Here is a 17674-nt window from a genome sequence, read left to right on the forward strand (position 1 = left end):
TTTTTTACATCAGTTAAAACCTAAACCCCACCTGTCAACACATACAAATAGGTGGGGTTTTTCTCTATCGTTTTAACTTTCCTTCAGGTAATTTTCAATAACTTGGAGAGTTACCTCAAGAATTCCAGCGCATCGCAACTGGAACTACTCCATTGATTACCTCTTCATATTTCTCTCTTTCTTCTTTTTTCATCCATATATGTACAGAACCATAATCATCGCTTGTCCGGATTAGCCGACCAATTCCCTGGCGAAGGCGCAGTAACATATATGGACCATCGACTTCTTTTTCTGGGTCTAGTGCATGTTTTCTTTTTGCCTTGAACACTGGATCTTTAGGCGGAAACGGTAAAGAAGCGATAATGACTTTTGTTAATGCTTCACCTGGAATGTCTAAACCTTCCCATAAATGATATGCACATAGAACGGATTGTTTGTTTTCCTGGAAAGCTTTTACCGTTACACTAATTTCCTGTTCTCCTTCAAAATACATGTCAAACGGCCATGACCTCCCGTTAGCCCAACTTCTGAATTCATCCATTTCTTCTACATTTGAAAATAACACGAGACTACTCCCTGTATTTTGTTCCATTTGCTTTTGTATCGTATGCCATTTATCTTCTTTTGTTTCTTCAATATGGCCATAGAGCTTCATTTGCTCGGCATAATCGAATGGTGAATCAACAGAAAACGACTCATAGGAGTCTATCCCTAAGCTATTAGCTAAATAAGAAAAGTCTCCACCTTGTGAAAGTGTTGCAGATGAAAATATAAATGGAATATCCTTTGAAAACACTTCTTTCTTCAACACTTCTTCCACTAATCGAGGCATCATGACAAGTGTTGTTGTATCCGGCGTCTCCTCTATCCAAAAGATCCCTTCATCTTCTTTTAAAAAGATGGATAACCCGTAATGATAGAATTCTAAATACTCCTCAATAATTTTAAGGTGATATTCATCTATCGTAAACATCTCGGAATCAAACACGAGCTGGTCTAGAAGTTTTTCCACTTTATCAAATAGTTTTGAAGCGATACTCAACATACTTTCGGACAGTTCTATTTCTTTTCGATTAGAGCCGACTACGCCTTTTGCCACATCACTCAGTAGGTCAAACCAATCTTCATGCAAGGTTAAAATATCCTCAATTAAATACAGTGACTCTTCTCGCACGTCCTGCCCCATATATCCAGTTAGAACATTATGTAATGTCTCTGAATGGAAGCGATAGGTTAACCCTTTTTGCGCTGCAAACTCTAACAGATGTCCCTCATCAAAAATGACCGTACATGCTTCTGGTAATAACGGAATTTGCCCTTCACGTTTACGTGATTCTTTCGTCCATACATGTTCCATATAAAAGTCATGAGAACAGATAATTAAATCTTTAGCATGTCTGTAGTATTCCCTGTTTAATGTTTGACCACTGCGGTGTCTTAACTCACATGTTGAACATTGCTGCAAAGGATCCCAAGCAATTTTCTCCCACGTTTCATCAGATACCCACGGATATTCCTTCCTATCACCATATCGCTCAAAGGTTTTCTTGGAAGAAGTGTAGTCATAAACAAATTCAGGAATTTCATCATGAACTCGGATGATATCCTCGTTTTCTGTTATTTCTACGATACGATCTAATTTTCTAGCACAAACATAATTTTCCCTGGCCTTTGCAAGTCTTACATCCACTTCAAGACCAAGTGCTTTTTCAAGCTTTTCAATATCTCCGCCTTTTTTCACAAGCTGCTCAATAAGTGTTTCATCGGCACAGGAAATGATTGCAGGGATTCCTTTATATCTTGCATAACATATAGCATATAATAAATAAACAAAGGTTTTTCCGGTTCCAACTCCCGCTTCCGCAAAGATAGTTGTCTTTTTCTTAAATGCTTGTTCCAATTGAAAAGCCATATAAATTTGTTCATCCCGTAATTCATAACCTTGTTCTGGTAAAATATCATAGAAAACATCTCCAACATAATCTCCTAGACGGTCAAAGAAATTCTCCGTTTTCGAAATAGTGAATGGTAGTGCATTAATTTTCGTCATATTTACGTCCCTCTTTACGGTTTATCATGAATCATATTGTACCATGTCGGCGGATAGTATTCTCGAAATAACAATTATCCTATAAAAAGTTGCTTATAATTTATTTTTTATCAAAAATTGTTTATCATAAATATAGTACCTATGCATCGGAGGAATCATATGGACTTAAGTATTGATACGTTAATCTTTTTATTTTCCGCCATGTTAATCATCGGTGTTTTAGCCACTAAATTCTCTTCTCGTCTTGGTTTACCTGCACTAATTCTGTTTCTTATCGCTGGAATGCTTCTAAATAATTATTTCTATTTTGATGATGTTAAACTAACACAATTAATTGGGATTATGGCATTAATTGTTATCTTATTTGATGGTGGTACACAGACGAAGTGGACCAGCATTAGACCAATTATTGGACCAGCAAGTGTTCTAGCTACATTTGGTGTGCTACTCACTACAGTTATAACAGGCTTTGCTGCTATGTATATTTTTAATCTCTCTTTATTAGAAGGCATGCTGTTTGGAGCCATTGTTGGTTCCACAGATGCTGCTGCCGTATTTTCCGTATTAGGAAATACGAACTTCAAAAAGCGTTTAACGGCAACACTAGAAGCAGAGTCTGGATCAAACGACCCGATGGCTGTGTTTTTAACTGTGGCACTAATTGAAATCATACAGACACCTGATGCTTCTATTTGGCTTGCTGTAGGTAGTTTCTTCCTTCAAATGGGGTTAGGATTAGTTCTCGGTTTAATCTTTGGAAAGCTGACAGTTTCCGTAATCAACAACATTAAACTCGATACGTCTGGGTTATATCCGGTTCTTGCGATGGGATCTGCTATCTTTACGTATGCACTAACAGATTCTTTAGGTGGTAGTGGGTTACTTGCTGTTTACGTGATGGCTGTATTCGTTGGAAATAGTGATTTAACCTATCGCTTTACCATTACCCGTTTTAATGAAGGATTTGCATGGATGATGCAGATTGTCATGTTTACATTACTCGGACTACTAGTATTCCCTAACCAGCTAGTATCTGTTATATGGCAAGGAATACTGCTTGCATTAATTTTAATGTTTGTTGCTCGTCCGGTGGCTATATTTATTAGTATGCTGTTTATGAAATATGACTTAAAAGAAAAAGTTTTCATTTCTTGGGCTGGGTTAAAAGGTGCTGTGCCAATCGTTCTAGGTACATATCCAATTATTGCAGGGATAGAGAACAGTGAATTGATTTTTAATGCTGTTTTCTTCGTCGTTTTCTTCTCTGCACTTATTCAAGGTGGTACACTTTCTTGGCTTGCGAAAAAGCTTGGACTTGATCATGATCAGGAGGAAACAGCTCCTAGTATTGAATTGATCAATCTTGGAACGACAGAGTCTGAAATCATGAAAATGACGATTGTAAAGGGAAGTCCTGCGAACGGTGTTTCACTGCATGCTCTTTCATTACCAAAGGATACGTTGATTATTGGCGTTACGCGGGATAATAAACTTATCACACCTACTGGAGATACGGTTATCCAAAAAGGCGATACAGTGTATGTCCTTAGTGATAAGGAAAGTAGGCCAAAGGCGAAGGAGGTTTTGGTTGGGAAATAAGGTATATATTCTTGATATTCCCTTACCCCTCAGATGCTTTTTAAAAGCATACAGAATTAAAAACCGATTTTCTCTCTCCCCAGAAAGAAAATCGGTTTTTTCGTTCTATATGAAACAAACCCCTTATGTAAGCAATCAAGCTGCCCACAAGATTGCTTTTTAACTTATAATTGGCTACTTTCAAGGTAGCCAATTATCCTGCCCCTTTTTCTATCAAACTATTTTGTTACTGTTCCTTTTTCAAGCATGGATCCGTGTTTCGCATAGTTTTCATGCCATGAGAATGCTTTTTCAAGCACATGTGGGGTCTGCCCACCCCGTTCTAGTGCTTCCTCGTAATACTGCCAAAGCTGTGCGCGATACATTGGATGTGCACAGTTTTCAATGATTAACGGTACACGTTCACGTGGAGCAAGACCACGTAAATCTGCATATCCTTGCTCTGTAACAACTACATCAACATCATGTTCTGTATGATCCACGTGGGATACAAACGGAACAACACTTGAAATGTCTCCGCCCTTTGCAATGGATTTCGTAACAAAGATTGCTAGTCTGGCATTACGGGCAAAATCACCTGAGCCACCAATACCATTCATCATTTTCGTACCAGATACATGTGTCGAGTTTACGTTCCCATAAATATCAAATTCTAGTGCTGTGTTGATGGAAATGAGTCCGAGACGTCTAATAATTTCTGGATGATTGGAAATTTCTTGTGGACGCATAATCAACTTGTCACGATATTTTTCGAAGTCATTATATACTTGATGCATCTTTTCTTCTGATAATGTAATAGAACAACAAGATGCAAAGTCTACCTTTCCAGCATCAATTAAATCGAACACAGCGTCTTGTAGCACTTCCGAATACACTTCCAAATGCTTAAATTCGGATTCAACCATGCCATGTAATACCGCATTCGCTACAGAGCCTATACCAGATTGTAGTGGTGCTAACTTTTCGGTTAAACGACCTGCAGCTATTTCTTTACGCAGAAAGTCCAGTAAGTAGTTGGCCATGATTTGTGTTTCTTCGTCTGGTGGAACGATCGTTGATGGCGAGTCTAGTTGATTCGTAAATACGATACCTTTTATTTTGCTACTATCTATAGGAATACCTATTGTTCCAATTCGGTCATTTGCCCTTGTTAACGGAATTGGATCTCGATCTCCCTGTTTACCTGGGCTGTACAAATCGTGCAGGCCTTCTAGTAGTTCGGATTGTGCAAGATTAATCTCCACAATAATCGACTTCGCATTTTCCGTAAATGCCATCGAATTTCCAATCGAAGTAGTGGGTATAATCATACCATCTTCCGTAATTGAAATTGCTTCTAAAATTGCGTAATCCACTTGCTCAATTACATTCCCTCGAAGCAATTCTGCCGTGTGTGATAGATGATGATCAACAAACAAATGCTCCCCAGCATTTATCTTTTTCCTCATGGTTGGGTCAGCTTGGAAAGGAAGACGTTTATTAATGATTCCAACTTCTGCAAACAATTTATCCACATCAGACCCAAGTGAAGCACCAGTGAATACATTCACTTTGAACTTTTCGCCCACTTTAGCACGTTTTACTAATGCCATAGGCACTGCTTTAACGTCTCCAGCACGGGTAAATCCGCTTAACCCTAATGTCATACCATCTTGTATCCAAGAGGCCGCTTCTTCAGCCGAGACCACCCGTTCTAACAAGCGAGGATTTTTAATTCTTTCTTGAAATTTCTCCATACCGAACCCCCATTAAAGCGTTTTCAAATATTTTAACGCATTAAATTCAGAATTCGGGGAATTTTGGTGGAATAACTAAAATTTTGTTTAAAGCAGAAAAATAGGATTCTAAAACAGCATATTTTAGAATCCTAGCATTTTCCTAAAATAACTAGAATAGGATTGACTGACCGGTATACTATCGCCATTTTCTATTTCTAGTAAGAAAGTAGAATGTGTATCTGGAAATATCTCCCTTATATAATGGACATTTACAATAAAGGAACGATGACAACGGATAAACATATCTCTAGGAAGGTTATATTCAAATTCTTGTAACGTATTTTTATGTGTCCCGGAAAACTGTTTTGCATAAACATGGGTTTTTCTATCCTTTACTTCTAAATAATAGACTTCTTGAAACGGAATTGGCTTCCATCCGTCATGAGATTTCAAGGTTATAACGGACTTTCCATCGGTGTATGTAGGATAAATTGCAAGTACACATCCAGCGACTTTACCATTTTCATGAAACGGTACGGCCATTCCATGATAAGGCACTCCAAATACATTACGGTCAATGAATTCCGATACTTTTTGATTCGTTACAAATGCTTTATGGGCAATCGTTCCTTCTTTAACCGGATCTCCTGGACTAATTTTCAAATCTATCCGCTTACTAGGTCGATAATAAACGTATTCTTGTCCATTGGAAACGGCAATCGATATTTCATCTGAAAAAAGCTCCCCGATTATGTCTAAAATCTCCATCTGACTTAGCCCCCTAGTTGAATCGATTAACCATTTATTTTTCTATTAATGTTAAACTAAAATCGCCTACCGCATTTTCTTCGTATAAATTCGTAACAGAAGTAGAATAATGCTGAATCTCCGCATGAAATTCTAGCCTTTCTGATGGAACTTTAACTAGAAAATCATTTTTATATAATTCAACGGTAACATCATGGTAATCCTCATGTGTTACTTTAAAATCTAGCTTTACAACGGTTAAAGCCTTTCCATTTACTTCCACCTTCGACACATCCACACTGTCAGGGTTAATCTTAAGTTCGTTAATCCAGATGGTATTTTTCATGCTGCTCACCCCTCTTCATTTTTAAGAAATGTATTCGGCATAATAACTGCAATTACTTCGCCCTTTGCACAACAATTGTCCGCTGCATAAACTTCCGTAGTGACTTTCCATTTTTTCGGATGAATTTCTTCTATTATGCCAATTGCCTTTAATGGTACACCATGTGGAGTAGGTTTTACAAAGTCTACCTTTAAGGAGGCCGTAACAAAGCGAGGAGGCTCTATTCCATCTCCAGGTTCATACCCATTTTTACGGTGTAATGCAAGTGAAGCTGAACCTGTCCCGTGGCAATCAATTAGTGAAGCAATGAGTCCACCATAAACAAATCCAGGTATTGCCGTTTGCTCTTTAAGAGGAGTATAAATCGTGATCGTCCTTTCTCCGTCCCAACCAGTTCGAAGCTGTAGCCCTTCTTGATTTAACCGTCCACACCCATAGCACCAAGCATAATCATCTGCATATTCATCTTGAATTGCGTGGATAACCTTTTCCATCATAAACTTTTTCCCCTTTCTGAATAACTTGTCTTATCGTTTCATATATTGATTCCAAAGATGACAACAACTGTGTTTGCCTATATAATATATGTAATACTGTTGTGAATACAATTTTAAAATTTCAAATAGAAAGGTGAGAATATGGGAAAGAGAATTTTTTATTTCTTACTAACTAACGTACTAGTTTTACTGACAATCAGTATAATTTTTAGCATTTTACCAATTGGAAGCTATATTGGTAGTGATGGAACACTTCAATTAGGAACTCTTCTTATCTTTAGTGCAGTAATTGGTTTTACAGGTTCCTTCATTTCTCTAGGTATGTCCCGCTGGATGGCTAAGAAAATGATGGGCGTTAAAGTCATTGATCCAAATGGTCCAATGAACGAATATGAAAAAGCAGTTGTGGAAAAAGTACACCGTTTATCAAGAGCTGCTGGCTTAATGCATATGCCTGAGGTTGGCATCTATCAATCTCCTGAAGTGAATGCTTTTGCTACTGGTCCATCTAGAAAACGTTCTTTAGTTGCCGTTTCTACTGGTTTACTACAAGAAATGGATGACGATGCAGTTGAAGGCGTTATTGCCCACGAGGTTGCCCATATCGCAAATGGTGACATGGTAACGATGACACTTCTACAAGGTATTGTGAATACATTTGTTGTGTTCTTATCTCGTATTGTGGCGTTTGTTGCATCCCGCTTTGTAAAAGAAGAGCTTGCTCCAATCGTACATTTCATTGCCATTATCGTGTTCCAAATTGTCTTCTCTATTCTAGGAAGCATTGTCGTATTTGCGTACTCTAGACATCGTGAATACCATGCAGACCGTGGTGGTGCTGATTTAGCAGGTAAAGATAAAATGCGTCATGCGCTAGAAAGCTTAAAAGCTTACACAAGCCGCATTAAGGGTGAAGATGATACATCCATTGCAACATTAAAAATTAACAACAAACGTAAATCATCACTATTCTCTACACACCCGGATTTAGATGAAAGAATTAAACGATTAGTATAATAAACAATGGAAATGCTCATTTTAGGGGGGCATTTCCTTTTTATTTATCAATTACTATATTTATGAGTCTATTTTTACACTTTTATCCAACTAGAAACATATAGTTAACCTAAAAGAGGTGAAAATATGTACTATTATCCTAATCTGTTCAACCGAGGGCAAGTTCCGGTAAGAGAAAGTGACAAAGTGATTAAGGTGTTTGGAGAAGGTGTCGTCTTAGCAAGACCCGACCAGGCAATCGTCACCTTAGGGGTTATTACAGAGGATAACAATCTTCAGCAAGCACAACAAAAGAATGCACAAGATTCTACTAACGTTATCAATGCAATCGTAAATAGTGGCGTTTCTCGTGAAAACATCCAAACGACGGATTACCGAGTCGATATCCAATACGATTTTCAAAATGGGCAACAAGTATTTCGGGGATATCGGATAACTAGTATACTTACAATCAAAATAGAAAATATACAATCAGTCGGGGAAATTGTGGATATAGCTGTGGATAGCGGGGCAAACACAGTACGAAATATTGATCTTACGATTTCCAATCCAGATCGATATTACCATCAAGCATTCGAAAAGGCGATTCAAAATGCGAAAGCCAAAGCCGATACTGCAGCATCGACACTTGGAGTTATAGTCCCAGACGTACCTGCACGTTTAAAAGAGTTATCTAATTTAACACCTGAACCCCCTAGACCATATGTTTTAGGAGTATCCACGGAAAGTGCCGTCACTACACCAATTGAAGCAGGCCAAAATCAAATTCGAGCATCTGTTGAGGCAACATTTAACTATTAAAAAATTGGCTGGGCAAAAGTATTTTAGTCAAACGAATAACCGAATATAGTGCACCTACCACGCACCGGAAATATACTACGCTTTCACTTCCAGCACAAGTGCGACATCTGCTCGAAAAGACCTCGCAGTGTCTTCTTTGCCGCGGGCGGCTGGAGAGCCAGGCTACTACTTGAATAATCTTCTCTGTAGCCTTGCACCGAGGAAACCTGCTGCGTAGCATTACTAGCAGACGCAGGTGCATACTTGGGGTCTCACCGTTGCCTTTCCTCCCGCAGGAGTCTCCGTATATTTCCGGTGCTGTTAATGTGCATTACTCGGCTTTACATCTGTACTACCTAGTTATTGCCCAACCTCTTAATCCCTATCTTCCATATAATGTTCCAAATAAAACTTATCTTTATTATCTTCAAAAGGAAATACTTTTAACTCCTTCGCTTTGCCTACATAATCGTTAAAGATTTCATTTAGAATATCTTCCGGATTTTTTCCTTCTGTATCGATTCCTAATTTTTCAGCCGCTTCATAAATTTTTGCCTCATGGATTTCCATGACAATTTCATGTTCCTCTTTCCCATCTGTATCCACGTTATAGGCTTTTGCTTCGTTTTCCAATATAGCAGTTTTTACTTCCTCCAGTAATTCTTCCTTCTCTTTTCCCTCTGTACCGATTCCTAATTCTTCCGCTTTCTTCTGAAGCTTAACTTCCATGACTTCTTCTGCTAATTGCTTAGAATCTTTTCCTTCTGTATCAACCCCTAGCTTCTCCGCTTCTTTCATTACTTTTTTATGATGAATTTCTTTTGCGAGATTGGCTAAGTCCTTGCCCTCCGTTTCAATCCCTAATTCCTCAGCCTTTTTCAGTAGTTTTGCTTCTTTTACTTCTTTAGCCAAGACATGAAGATCTTTACCATCAGCTTCAATTCCTAATTCTTTCGCTTTATATTTAATCCAAGCTTCATGTTTATGTAGACCTTTATGTTCCTCATGTTTCTGCTCCACTTTTTCCTCATCCTTTTTGAAAAAGTCGAACCAAGCCTCGTCCTGTTTTTCCCCAAACACGGTGGAAACCTGCCATGATCCGGCTATAATAAGAGCTACCATGATTAATATGAATTTATTTTTCATTTGTTATCTTCCTTTCAGTATTCTTTATTTTTCATAAAATCATTAGTTACTATTTCCAAAAAATGAAAATACATGAATAAAACTTTCGGATGTTTTGGTCTGTTTTTTTCAAAGTCTTTAGTATTTCTACTAGTCTAACAGGCATTTCTTTGATACTCTTAAAGATGGAAAGCGTTTCCGGATATAAAACCCAAAATACTAGCATTCTGATTTCTAGCAGGGGATGGGGGTAAAACAATGAGAAATTTAGTAATACTAGGTGGTGGCTATGGAGGCATCAAGGTTGCATTAGGTTTGCTTGATAAAGGCTTACCAGAAGATGTAACGTTAACAATTGTCGATCGCAATCCATACCAATCATTAAAAACAGAATTCTATACAATTGCAGCTGGCACAGTTGCTGATCGAGACGTGCGAGTTGATTTCCCGAAAGATGACCGTATCCAATATGTGTTTGCCGAAGTGGAAAAAATTGATGTAGAAAACAACCAAATCGTGTTCCAGGATATTAGAGAAGTAGTTTCGTATGATTATTTAGTTGTCGCATTGGGGTGTGAAGATAACTATCACGGTATTGAAGGGGCAGATCGTTATACAGAGAGTGTACAAACTTTTTCGAAAGCCCGAAAAGCTGGACTTGCAGTCGGAAACTTAAAAGCAAATGGAAAAGTTACGATTGTTGGTGCAGGCTTAAGTGGAATAGAGGTAGCTTCCGAAATACGTGAAAGTAGAGAAGATCTAAATATCCGTTTACTTGATCGCGGAGGCTCTGTCTTAAGAGCATTTGACCCAAGAATTCAAGGATATGTTGCCGATTGGTTTAATAAAAATGATGTAGAAGTATTACATCACGCAAATGTAGAATATGTAGAAAAAGATGGGGTTTGTAACAACGGGGTTTGTTATGTCAATGATGTAACGATTTGGACGGCTGGTGTTCGTCCTAATAGGGTCGTAAGAGAATTACCCTTCCAAAAGGACCAACACGAAAAGATTGTAGTGAACGACCTTTTCCAAGTACCAGAAGAGCCAAATGTATATGTAATTGGTGACTGTGCTTCTTCTATTCATTCGCCAAGTGCACAGCTAGCTGGTATTCAAGGGGAACAGACAGCGGCAGTGTTACATTGTATTTTACGAAACAAAGAACCGAAACAGCCAAAAGAAATTCGCTTAAAAGGAACTTTAGGATCACTTGGTAAAAATGATGGCTTTGGTAGTATGATGAAGCAGCCTATGACTGGAATAGTTCCTAGACTTGTGAAATCAGGTGTATTATGGTTAAATAAACGCCACTAATTATGTTGCAAGGATTAAAAGAATAGAACTTGATACAGCCGAATACTGCACCTTACTAGCACCAGAAATAAACGAAGACGCAAGCAGGCATCGGTGAGACCCATTGATGCCATCTAGTCTGCAAGTGATGCTCCATACGTAAGATTCCTCGGAGCTGCACCCGGGGCAAAGAAGACACTGCGAGGTACTTTCGAGCAGATATCGCACTTGTGCTGGAAGTAACCGCAAGTATATTTCCGGTGCGGGGCAGGTGCACTATATTCGGTTATTCATTTGACTAAAAATACTTTTTTTAGCCAATCCCCTTTTCCTTAAATTCCTTAGAATATGTCTTATTCTCCGCTTCTACTCATTATTTTTCTTTTCCCGATTTTGATCCATCATAAGTAATGTTAGTGGTTTGTCGCTTCCGGATAAAAATTTATACAAAGCAGATGAGGTTAGCTGATAGCTTTCTTCTATTTTTTCCGCAACGAAGCTTGTTCTTTCAAACAATATAGATCGTAATGTACTTAATTGGCGGTATGATTTCTCCATTAATGCTTCTTGATTTTCTAACCGGTCTATTACGTTATTTTGCTTGTCATCTTGTTTCATAACTTGTTCTGCTATTGATTTTTGTTGGTCAGACAGTTCATCCATTTTGTTGGAAAATTGTTCATTTGCTTGATAAACATTCATGATTTTCTGCATAATCTGCTCATTTGATTGATGAATTTGATTGATTTCCTTTAAAATATCTTCATTAATTGTACTATTAGCCTCCACAATACGATGAAGTTCCTGACTGTTACGTTCTAACATTATCATCCACTCCCTCGTTTGTTTCTCAAAAATTTGGTGTTGTTTATTCTTTTCCTTTATAAGTTCCAGATTCTTTGAAACTTCTTGCCATCGTTTTGACTCACTTATTTGGTGGCTTTGTAAGGATCGTCGTAAATCCTTCATCGATTTTTGAAAGGAATGATTCACTTTGTCCTGCTCTCTTAATAACTCCTTTAAATAGTCACTTTTATAATAAGATTGGTTTGGTTCTGACAGCCGGTCATTATTTTTAAAAAGATTTGGATGTGTTTGTGTGTTCATAAATAGACTCAAAGCTTTTCCTCTCTCCCTTCTCCTTCATTCCATTACATTATCCTATGCTTACGTGGAAAAAACCGGGACAGAAATCCATGTAAATTGTTGTAGTTTCGAGAAATAATAGTAGTTGTGGGTAATTGTTTCCAGTACATGACAAAAGGGCATTCACTTATCGTTAGCGAATTGCCCTTTCGATCCTCATTAATCTTTTCGATTTAAGTACTCATCTGGCTTATCTCCACCATGTGCGGAGCTATTTTTATATTGACTTTTTCTTCCATTACGGTGCTCACCATGATTTTTATTTTCCTTAAACATATTATTAAATTCTTTTTCTTTATTAACCAAGCTATTCCCTCCTTCTTATTTCACTTTAGTTTTTGAACAAAGGAATAACTTATACATTCAGCTTTTCTTTACTTTCCTGATCCTTACTCTCTTCTAAATACTTTGCGACGCTTCTTCCTGCCGTTCTCCCGGAGAATAAACAACCGCCGAGGAAGGTTCCTTCTAGGGAACGGTAGCCGTGTACACCACCACCACCAAAACCAGATACTTCTCCCGCCGCGTATAGACCTGGGAGTGGATTTCCTGCCTCATCCAGCACTCGAGCAGATAAGTCAGTCTGCAAACCTCCAAGCGTTTTTCTACTTAAAATATTTAAGCGAACTGCGATTAATGGACCATTTTTCGGGTCTAAAATCTTATGCGGTGGTGCTACTCGGATGAGTTTATCTCCTCGATAATTTCTTGCACCTCTAAGCGCTGTAACTTGGAGATCTTTTGTAAACGTATTATCTATTTCACGGTCTCTTGCAATAATTTGACTTTCTATTTCTGTTGCATCTAATAAATTCTCCCCTGTTAATTCATTCATACCTTTTACTAGATCAAGGATATTATCCGCAATAATAAAATCTTCACCATGATCCATAAACGCTTTTACCGGTGCTGGTGGTCCTGGTAAAATTCGTTGTAAAATTTTGCGGATACTCTTTTCGGTTAAGTCCGGATTTTGTTCTGATCCAGATAAGGCAAACTCTTTTTCAATGATTTTCTCGGTCAAAATAAACCAGGAGTAATCATAACCAGTCTTCTTGATTGCTTCAAGCGTTCCTAATGTATCAAAGCCTGGGAAATTTGGAGATGGGAATCTATTTCCTTTTGCATCTAGCCAAATCGATGATGGACCAGGTAATATCCTAATCCCATGGGCTGGCCAAATGGGATTCCAGTTTTTTATTCCTTCTGTATAATGCCACATCCTGTCACGGTTTACGATTCGGCCACCTGCTCGTTCAGTAATTTCCAACATCCGACCATCCACATGAGCAGGGACTCCGGATATCATACGTTCAGGAGGATTACCCAACCGCTCTGGCCAATTTTTGCGGATTAATTCGAAATTCGCTCCAATTCCACCACTTGCTACGATGACAGCTTCGGCATAATATTCAAATTCACCAATGACTTCTCGAGAACTTGCCTCACCTCTTTCAACATCACTCGGTTCCAAAATAGACCCTCCTGCCCCAGTTACACGATTCTCCTCCTGAATGAGGCGATCAACACGATGTCTAGGTAAATATGTTACATTTTCCTTTTTAATATACTCACGTACTTTATTAGCAAATGGCTCTACAACTCCCGGACCGGTTCCCCAAACAATATGAAATCTCGGAACTGAATTGCCGTGTCCATCAGCAAGATATCCACCACGTTCTGCCCAGCCTACAACTGGAAAGATTTTAATGCCTAGACTTCTTAGCCACTCTCTTTTTTCACCTGCCGCAAAGTCAACATAAGCTTTTGCCCACTGTTTTCCCCAATAATCCTCATCCTCTTCTCGGTCGAACCCTGCTGTTCCAAGCCAATCCTGCCATGCTAATTCTTTAGAATCTTTTATCCCCATTCGACGTTGCTCTGGTGAATCCACTAAAAATAACCCACCGAAAGACCACCAAGCCTGTCCACCTAAAGAAGCTTCCGGTTCTTGGTCTAGTAATAATACTGTTTTCCCTGCATCAGCAAGCTCAGTGGTTGCGACTAAGCCTGCAAGTCCTGCCCCAACTACTATTGCATCATATTTCATCTAAATCCCCCCGTTACGCAATTCTTTACTATCTAGTATATTCGTTGGAAAGCGCTACCACAATAATTTTAGAAAATTTAAAACAGAATTACATTTCTCATACAGTATGGTAGACTACAAATAACAATAATTTGTACCGAGATGAAACATATTGTGCAACGATTACGTCTTATAAAAGAATAGCAAGTTAGGAGGAAATAGAGTGGGCCACTCGAAAGCTTTCCATCCGACGTACGATAATGAGGGCATTAAGGAACTGCAGTCCAACCCTGCCCAGGCCATTGAAACAATTATGGATACGTATGGAGATGAAATAAAGCGCTTAGTATTTGCATATATGAAAAATTCCGCAGACACCGATGATGTCACACAAGAAGTTTTTGTGACAATCTATCAAAAATTACATTCTTTCCAAGGCAATTCTTCCTTGAAAAGCTGGATTTATTCGATTGCGATTAATAAATGTAAGGATCATTTACGAAGCTGGCAATCAAGGAATAAACGGTTAATGGAAAAATTAATCACGTCTTCTCATACGAGTATAAAAGAAGAAATAACGCCAGAAGAAATGGCGCTGCAAAAAGATAGTTCTAGTGCGCTGTTCCAAACAGTAATGAATTTACCAATAAAATATCGTGAAGTTATTATTTTATTCTATTTTAAAGATTTCTCTACAAAGGAAATTGGAGCGATATTGAATCTGAAAGAGTCTACCGTGCGCACCAGACTAAACCGAGGTCGAGAGAAACTGAAAGAATGCTTATCTTCTGAAAAAGGTGGTGTTAGCCATGGATAAGCAATTGAAAGAAGCAAAAATACAATTTGAACAAATTCCAACATCTTTTACAGAAAAGGACAAAAAAGCGATACGACATAAATTGGATCAACTCGATTCTAGCCCAAAAAGGAAAGTATTTCGTTTCTATCCAAACCTATTAACCGTTGCGGTATTGGCAGCTGCCTTCCTTATTTTCATTGTTACCATCAATGATCAGACAAACTTATTTTTAACTAATAATGATTCTGCTGACAGTAGCATGGAAATGGCTGTTGAGAAAAATTCTTTAGAAGGCGAAGCTGGAGCATATGAATCAGAAGTCTCAAGCTTAGACGATGGATTAGGCAACTCTTCCATGAATGATGAAGCGTTTAGTGGGAATGTTTTCCACCCTGACACTGTTAAATATAACAGTAATTTCCCTGTCCGTAATGTGGAGGAAGATGGCGATACTACGATTATTACTTTTGAAGGGTACCAATTAAACGGTAGTTTCCTTCATGATACGCCACTATCATTTGAACCTAGCGAAGAATCTTGGAGTCAGATTCCCATTGCAGAGGGAGATATAGATAACGATATCCCAATCTACATTTCCAATGAAGAATTTGTTCGAAGCGCCTTTCTACTAGGAAATGAGGACCTAAAAGATATCTCCATTTTTGTTTCCGAGTTAACGTACCATTATTCGCCAGATGGTTCTAGCATTTATCTGAAAGTAGCTGACTCATCTGGATTGGTTGGTATCTCCATGAATGTTCACAATGAATCTATAGCATTATCGGATTCTTTGATGGAACGGTATGAACAATATAAGGAAACGTTACATGATAACGATTTAAAAGGTCTCACTGCTTTCGAGATTTTTAAATTATACCACTATGCAACATACCAAGGTGATTTGGAAGTAGAGTATGCGCTTTTCTTTAATAAAGAGAATCATTACGTCCCAGATAAAGATACTTTCTTAGCAGAAGCTAATTATTCCGAAAAGCAAGCAGAAGATTTTTATAATGCGATGTTAGAATTGGAACGATACGAGGAAATTTTCCTTACCGAAGACGAAGTGATTATCCGGTATACATTGGACCATACCATTGGATTTAGACTGTATAGGGATAAAGAGTTAGATGTTTGGAAAGTATCTTGGATGCCCATACAATAAATAAGAAGATCCGTAACCCGACAAAGGATTACGGATCTTTTTATTTTGCCCTTGGAGCACTTTCGAAATCGATTTTCCGATGTGTTCCATCACAAAATGGTTTATTAGCAGAATGACCACAACGACATAAGGAAAAACTTTTCTTCGTTTCAAACACATTACCGTCAGCATCGACTAGTTCCACATCACCGGTAATACGGTATGAACCATTATCATTTACTTTAATGACGACTTTTTCACTCACGTTGTCCCTCCTTCGTTAGGTTAACCTTACTACCATCATACGTTTCACATGTTAGAATATGATGTTTAGATTAACGGCTATCACGAACGACATTTTCCATACGACCGATTCGTTCGATTTCTAACGTAACCATATCGCCGTCCTGTAAAAACTTCGGTGATTCCATTCCAAATGCCACCCCATCTGGCGTCCCTGTCATAATGATATCTCCTGGATTTAACGTAATTAAACTCGAAATAAATTCTATTAAATAAGGAATATCAAAAATGAGCTTTTCTGTATTGGAAGCTTGACGCTTTTCCCCATTAACATAGCAGCTGACATCGAGCTTACCCGGGTCCCCTACTTCATCATGTGTTACAACCCAAGGTCCGATTGGGGTTGAATTATCGATTGTTTTCCCTTGTAGCCACTGTGGGGTACGTTTTTGTAAATCGCGCGCTGAAATGTCATTACCAATCGTATAGCCAGCAATATAATGAAAGGCATCTTCTTTTTTCACCTTAGTAGCTTCTTTCCCAATAACAACTGTTAGCTCCACTTCATAATCGAGTTTATCAGTAAAGGCTGTTTTTTCAATCGCGTCTTCTGGCCCAATTAATGCATTGGCAAATTTCGCAAACAATACCGGATAATCTGGTACATCGCTTTGCATCTCTAAAGCATGCTCTACGTAGTTTTTTCCAACACAAATTATTTTCGACGGTTCTGGAATAGGAGTACCTAGATATACCGCTTCTCTATCATACTTTACCATTCGTTCTTGCGCTGTATTAATAAAAGCTTCACGCGCCTTTTCTATCACAGGAAAGCCTAATTTAAAGAATACAGTCGGGTCGGCAGGTATCAAACTATCACTAGAGGATTCTAGCTGATGGTAAGACTGATATAACTTTTGAGCATCCACTATGTAGTTTTCCAATGCAATACCTATACGTAGGGGACTTGTTTCATTTTTTAATCGATAGCTAACTAGTTTCATTATGCACCTCTCATACTTCTATTTGGATAATCTATTTAATGCGCTTAACCCAAGTTTAAACAAATTACTACTAATAGATATATACAGCGATAAGCTCTGTAAAAAACTAATTCATCTTTAGGTCTTCAATC

Annotated in this window: 17 protein-coding genes; 6 read left to right on the top strand and 11 right to left on the bottom strand. The window is 38.2% G+C overall.

What is annotated here, in order from left to right; genetic code table 11:
- Positions 1-115: 115 nt before the first annotated feature.
- The gene (locus tag AB1K81_RS09110) at positions 116-2050 is read right to left on the bottom strand and encodes an ATP-dependent DNA helicase (protein ID WP_412976349.1); all 1935 of its coding nucleotides are present in this window, start codon (positions 2048-2050) and stop codon (positions 116-118) included.
- Between the two features lie 159 nt (positions 2051-2209).
- Here AB1K81_RS09110 and AB1K81_RS09115 point away from each other — a divergent pair, with 159 nt between their 5' ends.
- On the top strand, positions 2210-3649 hold the full coding sequence (locus AB1K81_RS09115) for a potassium/proton antiporter (RefSeq protein ID WP_412976350.1): 1440 nt from the start codon (positions 2210-2212) through the stop codon (positions 3647-3649).
- A gap of 218 nt (positions 3650-3867) precedes the next feature.
- Here AB1K81_RS09115 and scpC read toward each other — a convergent pair whose 3' ends face one another.
- From scpC to AB1K81_RS09135, 4 genes are all read right to left on the bottom strand, one after another.
- On the bottom strand, positions 3868-5385 hold the full coding sequence (gene scpC / locus AB1K81_RS09120) for a succinyl-CoA:acetate CoA-transferase ScpC (RefSeq protein WP_412976351.1): 1518 nt from the start codon (positions 5383-5385) through the stop codon (positions 3868-3870).
- Between the two features lie 123 nt (positions 5386-5508).
- Entirely contained in the window at positions 5509-6135 is a 627-nt protein-coding gene (locus AB1K81_RS09125; RefSeq protein WP_412976352.1) for a LytTR family DNA-binding domain-containing protein, read from the bottom strand.
- A gap of 34 nt (positions 6136-6169) precedes the next feature.
- Positions 6170-6460, bottom strand: coding sequence for a DUF3219 family protein (locus tag AB1K81_RS09130; protein WP_412976353.1), 291 nt, complete (start codon positions 6458-6460; stop codon positions 6170-6172).
- Positions 6461-6465: 5 nt separating this feature from the next.
- Positions 6466-6957, bottom strand: a complete 492-nt coding sequence (locus AB1K81_RS09135) for a PaaI family thioesterase (RefSeq protein ID WP_412976354.1) — start codon at positions 6955-6957, stop codon at positions 6466-6468.
- Between the two features lie 141 nt (positions 6958-7098).
- Between AB1K81_RS09135 and htpX the strand changes: the two genes are divergently transcribed.
- Together htpX and AB1K81_RS09145 are read left to right on the top strand one after the other, a co-directional pair.
- A complete protein-coding gene (htpX, locus tag AB1K81_RS09140) occupies positions 7099-7974 on the top strand; it encodes a protease HtpX (protein WP_412976355.1) in 876 nt (291 codons plus the stop codon).
- 126 nt (positions 7975-8100) lie between these two features.
- Positions 8101-8775 (top strand): SIMPL domain-containing protein, encoded by a 675-nt coding sequence (locus AB1K81_RS09145; RefSeq protein ID WP_412976356.1) that lies wholly within the window; start codon positions 8101-8103, stop codon positions 8773-8775.
- 354 nt (positions 8776-9129) lie between these two features.
- Here AB1K81_RS09145 and AB1K81_RS09150 read toward each other — a convergent pair whose 3' ends face one another.
- The gene (locus AB1K81_RS09150; protein WP_412976357.1) at positions 9130-9900 is read right to left on the bottom strand and encodes a hypothetical protein; all 771 of its coding nucleotides are present in this window, start codon (positions 9898-9900) and stop codon (positions 9130-9132) included.
- Positions 9901-10137: 237 nt separating this feature from the next.
- On the opposite strand from AB1K81_RS09150, the gene AB1K81_RS09155 reads away from it, so the two are divergent.
- Positions 10138-11199, top strand: coding sequence for an NAD(P)/FAD-dependent oxidoreductase (locus tag AB1K81_RS09155; protein WP_412976358.1), 1062 nt, complete (start codon positions 10138-10140; stop codon positions 11197-11199).
- 345 nt (positions 11200-11544) lie between these two features.
- Here AB1K81_RS09155 and AB1K81_RS09160 read toward each other — a convergent pair whose 3' ends face one another.
- The 3 genes from AB1K81_RS09160 to AB1K81_RS09170 all read right to left on the bottom strand — a co-directional run bounded on the left by AB1K81_RS09160 (position 11545) and on the right by AB1K81_RS09170 (position 14374).
- A complete protein-coding gene (locus tag AB1K81_RS09160; protein WP_412976359.1) occupies positions 11545-12297 on the bottom strand; it encodes a hypothetical protein in 753 nt (250 codons plus the stop codon).
- A 186-nt stretch (positions 12298-12483) separates the two neighbouring features.
- Positions 12484-12630 (bottom strand): hypothetical protein, encoded by a 147-nt coding sequence (locus tag AB1K81_RS09165; RefSeq protein WP_412976360.1) that lies wholly within the window; start codon positions 12628-12630, stop codon positions 12484-12486.
- A 49-nt stretch (positions 12631-12679) separates the two neighbouring features.
- Positions 12680-14374, bottom strand: coding sequence for an FAD-binding dehydrogenase (locus AB1K81_RS09170; RefSeq protein ID WP_412976361.1), 1695 nt, complete (start codon positions 14372-14374; stop codon positions 12680-12682).
- A 202-nt stretch (positions 14375-14576) separates the two neighbouring features.
- On the opposite strand from AB1K81_RS09170, the gene AB1K81_RS09175 reads away from it, so the two are divergent.
- Positions 14577-15170 carry a sigma-70 family RNA polymerase sigma factor gene (locus tag AB1K81_RS09175; RefSeq protein ID WP_412976362.1) on the top strand — a complete coding sequence of 198 codons (594 nt, stop codon included), beginning with the start codon at positions 14577-14579 and terminating at the stop codon, positions 15168-15170.
- Positions 15163-16317 carry a hypothetical protein gene (locus tag AB1K81_RS09180; protein ID WP_412976363.1) on the top strand — a complete coding sequence of 385 codons (1155 nt, stop codon included), beginning with the start codon at positions 15163-15165 and terminating at the stop codon, positions 16315-16317. The genes AB1K81_RS09175 and AB1K81_RS09180 overlap by 8 nt, the downstream gene beginning before the upstream one ends.
- A 40-nt stretch (positions 16318-16357) precedes the next feature.
- Here AB1K81_RS09180 and AB1K81_RS09185 read toward each other — a convergent pair whose 3' ends face one another.
- Complete coding sequence (locus tag AB1K81_RS09185) at positions 16358-16561, bottom strand: CDGSH iron-sulfur domain-containing protein (RefSeq protein WP_412976364.1); 204 nt, start codon at positions 16559-16561, stop codon at positions 16358-16360.
- A 70-nt stretch (positions 16562-16631) separates the two neighbouring features.
- Positions 16632-17543, bottom strand: coding sequence for a fumarylacetoacetate hydrolase family protein (locus AB1K81_RS09190; RefSeq protein WP_412976365.1), 912 nt, complete (start codon positions 17541-17543; stop codon positions 16632-16634).
- Positions 17544-17674: the final 131 nt, after the last annotated feature.

The sequence above is a fragment of the Ornithinibacillus jepli genome (assembly GCF_047228935.1).
Lineage (GTDB): Bacteria > Bacillota > Bacilli > Bacillales > Amphibacillaceae > Ornithinibacillus.

What these genes read in the sequence shown, in the direction of transcription:
- AB1K81_RS09110 (WP_412976349.1), bottom strand. Translation starts at nt 2,050, where the DNA reads ATGACGAAAATTAATGCACTACCATTCACTATTTCGAAAACGGAGAAT.
- AB1K81_RS09115 (WP_412976350.1), top strand. Translation starts at nt 2,210, where the DNA reads ATGGACTTAAGTATTGATACGTTAATCTTTTTATTTTCCGCCATGTTA.
- scpC (WP_412976351.1), bottom strand. Translation starts at nt 5,385, where the DNA reads ATGGAGAAATTTCAAGAAAGAATTAAAAATCCTCGCTTGTTAGAACGG.
- AB1K81_RS09125 (WP_412976352.1), bottom strand. Translation starts at nt 6,135, where the DNA reads ATGGAGATTTTAGACATAATCGGGGAGCTTTTTTCAGATGAAATATCG.
- AB1K81_RS09130 (WP_412976353.1), bottom strand. Translation starts at nt 6,460, where the DNA reads ATGAAAAATACCATCTGGATTAACGAACTTAAGATTAACCCTGACAGT.
- AB1K81_RS09135 (WP_412976354.1), bottom strand. Translation starts at nt 6,957, where the DNA reads ATGATGGAAAAGGTTATCCACGCAATTCAAGATGAATATGCAGATGAT.
- htpX (WP_412976355.1), top strand. Translation starts at nt 7,099, where the DNA reads ATGGGAAAGAGAATTTTTTATTTCTTACTAACTAACGTACTAGTTTTA.
- AB1K81_RS09145 (WP_412976356.1), top strand. Translation starts at nt 8,101, where the DNA reads ATGTACTATTATCCTAATCTGTTCAACCGAGGGCAAGTTCCGGTAAGA.
- AB1K81_RS09150 (WP_412976357.1), bottom strand. Translation starts at nt 9,900, where the DNA reads ATGAAAAATAAATTCATATTAATCATGGTAGCTCTTATTATAGCCGGA.
- AB1K81_RS09155 (WP_412976358.1), top strand. Translation starts at nt 10,138, where the DNA reads ATGAGAAATTTAGTAATACTAGGTGGTGGCTATGGAGGCATCAAGGTT.
- AB1K81_RS09170 (WP_412976361.1), bottom strand. Translation starts at nt 14,374, where the DNA reads ATGAAATATGATGCAATAGTAGTTGGGGCAGGACTTGCAGGCTTAGTC.
- AB1K81_RS09180 (WP_412976363.1), top strand. Translation starts at nt 15,163, where the DNA reads ATGGATAAGCAATTGAAAGAAGCAAAAATACAATTTGAACAAATTCCA.
- AB1K81_RS09190 (WP_412976365.1), bottom strand. Translation starts at nt 17,543, where the DNA reads ATGAAACTAGTTAGCTATCGATTAAAAAATGAAACAAGTCCCCTACGT.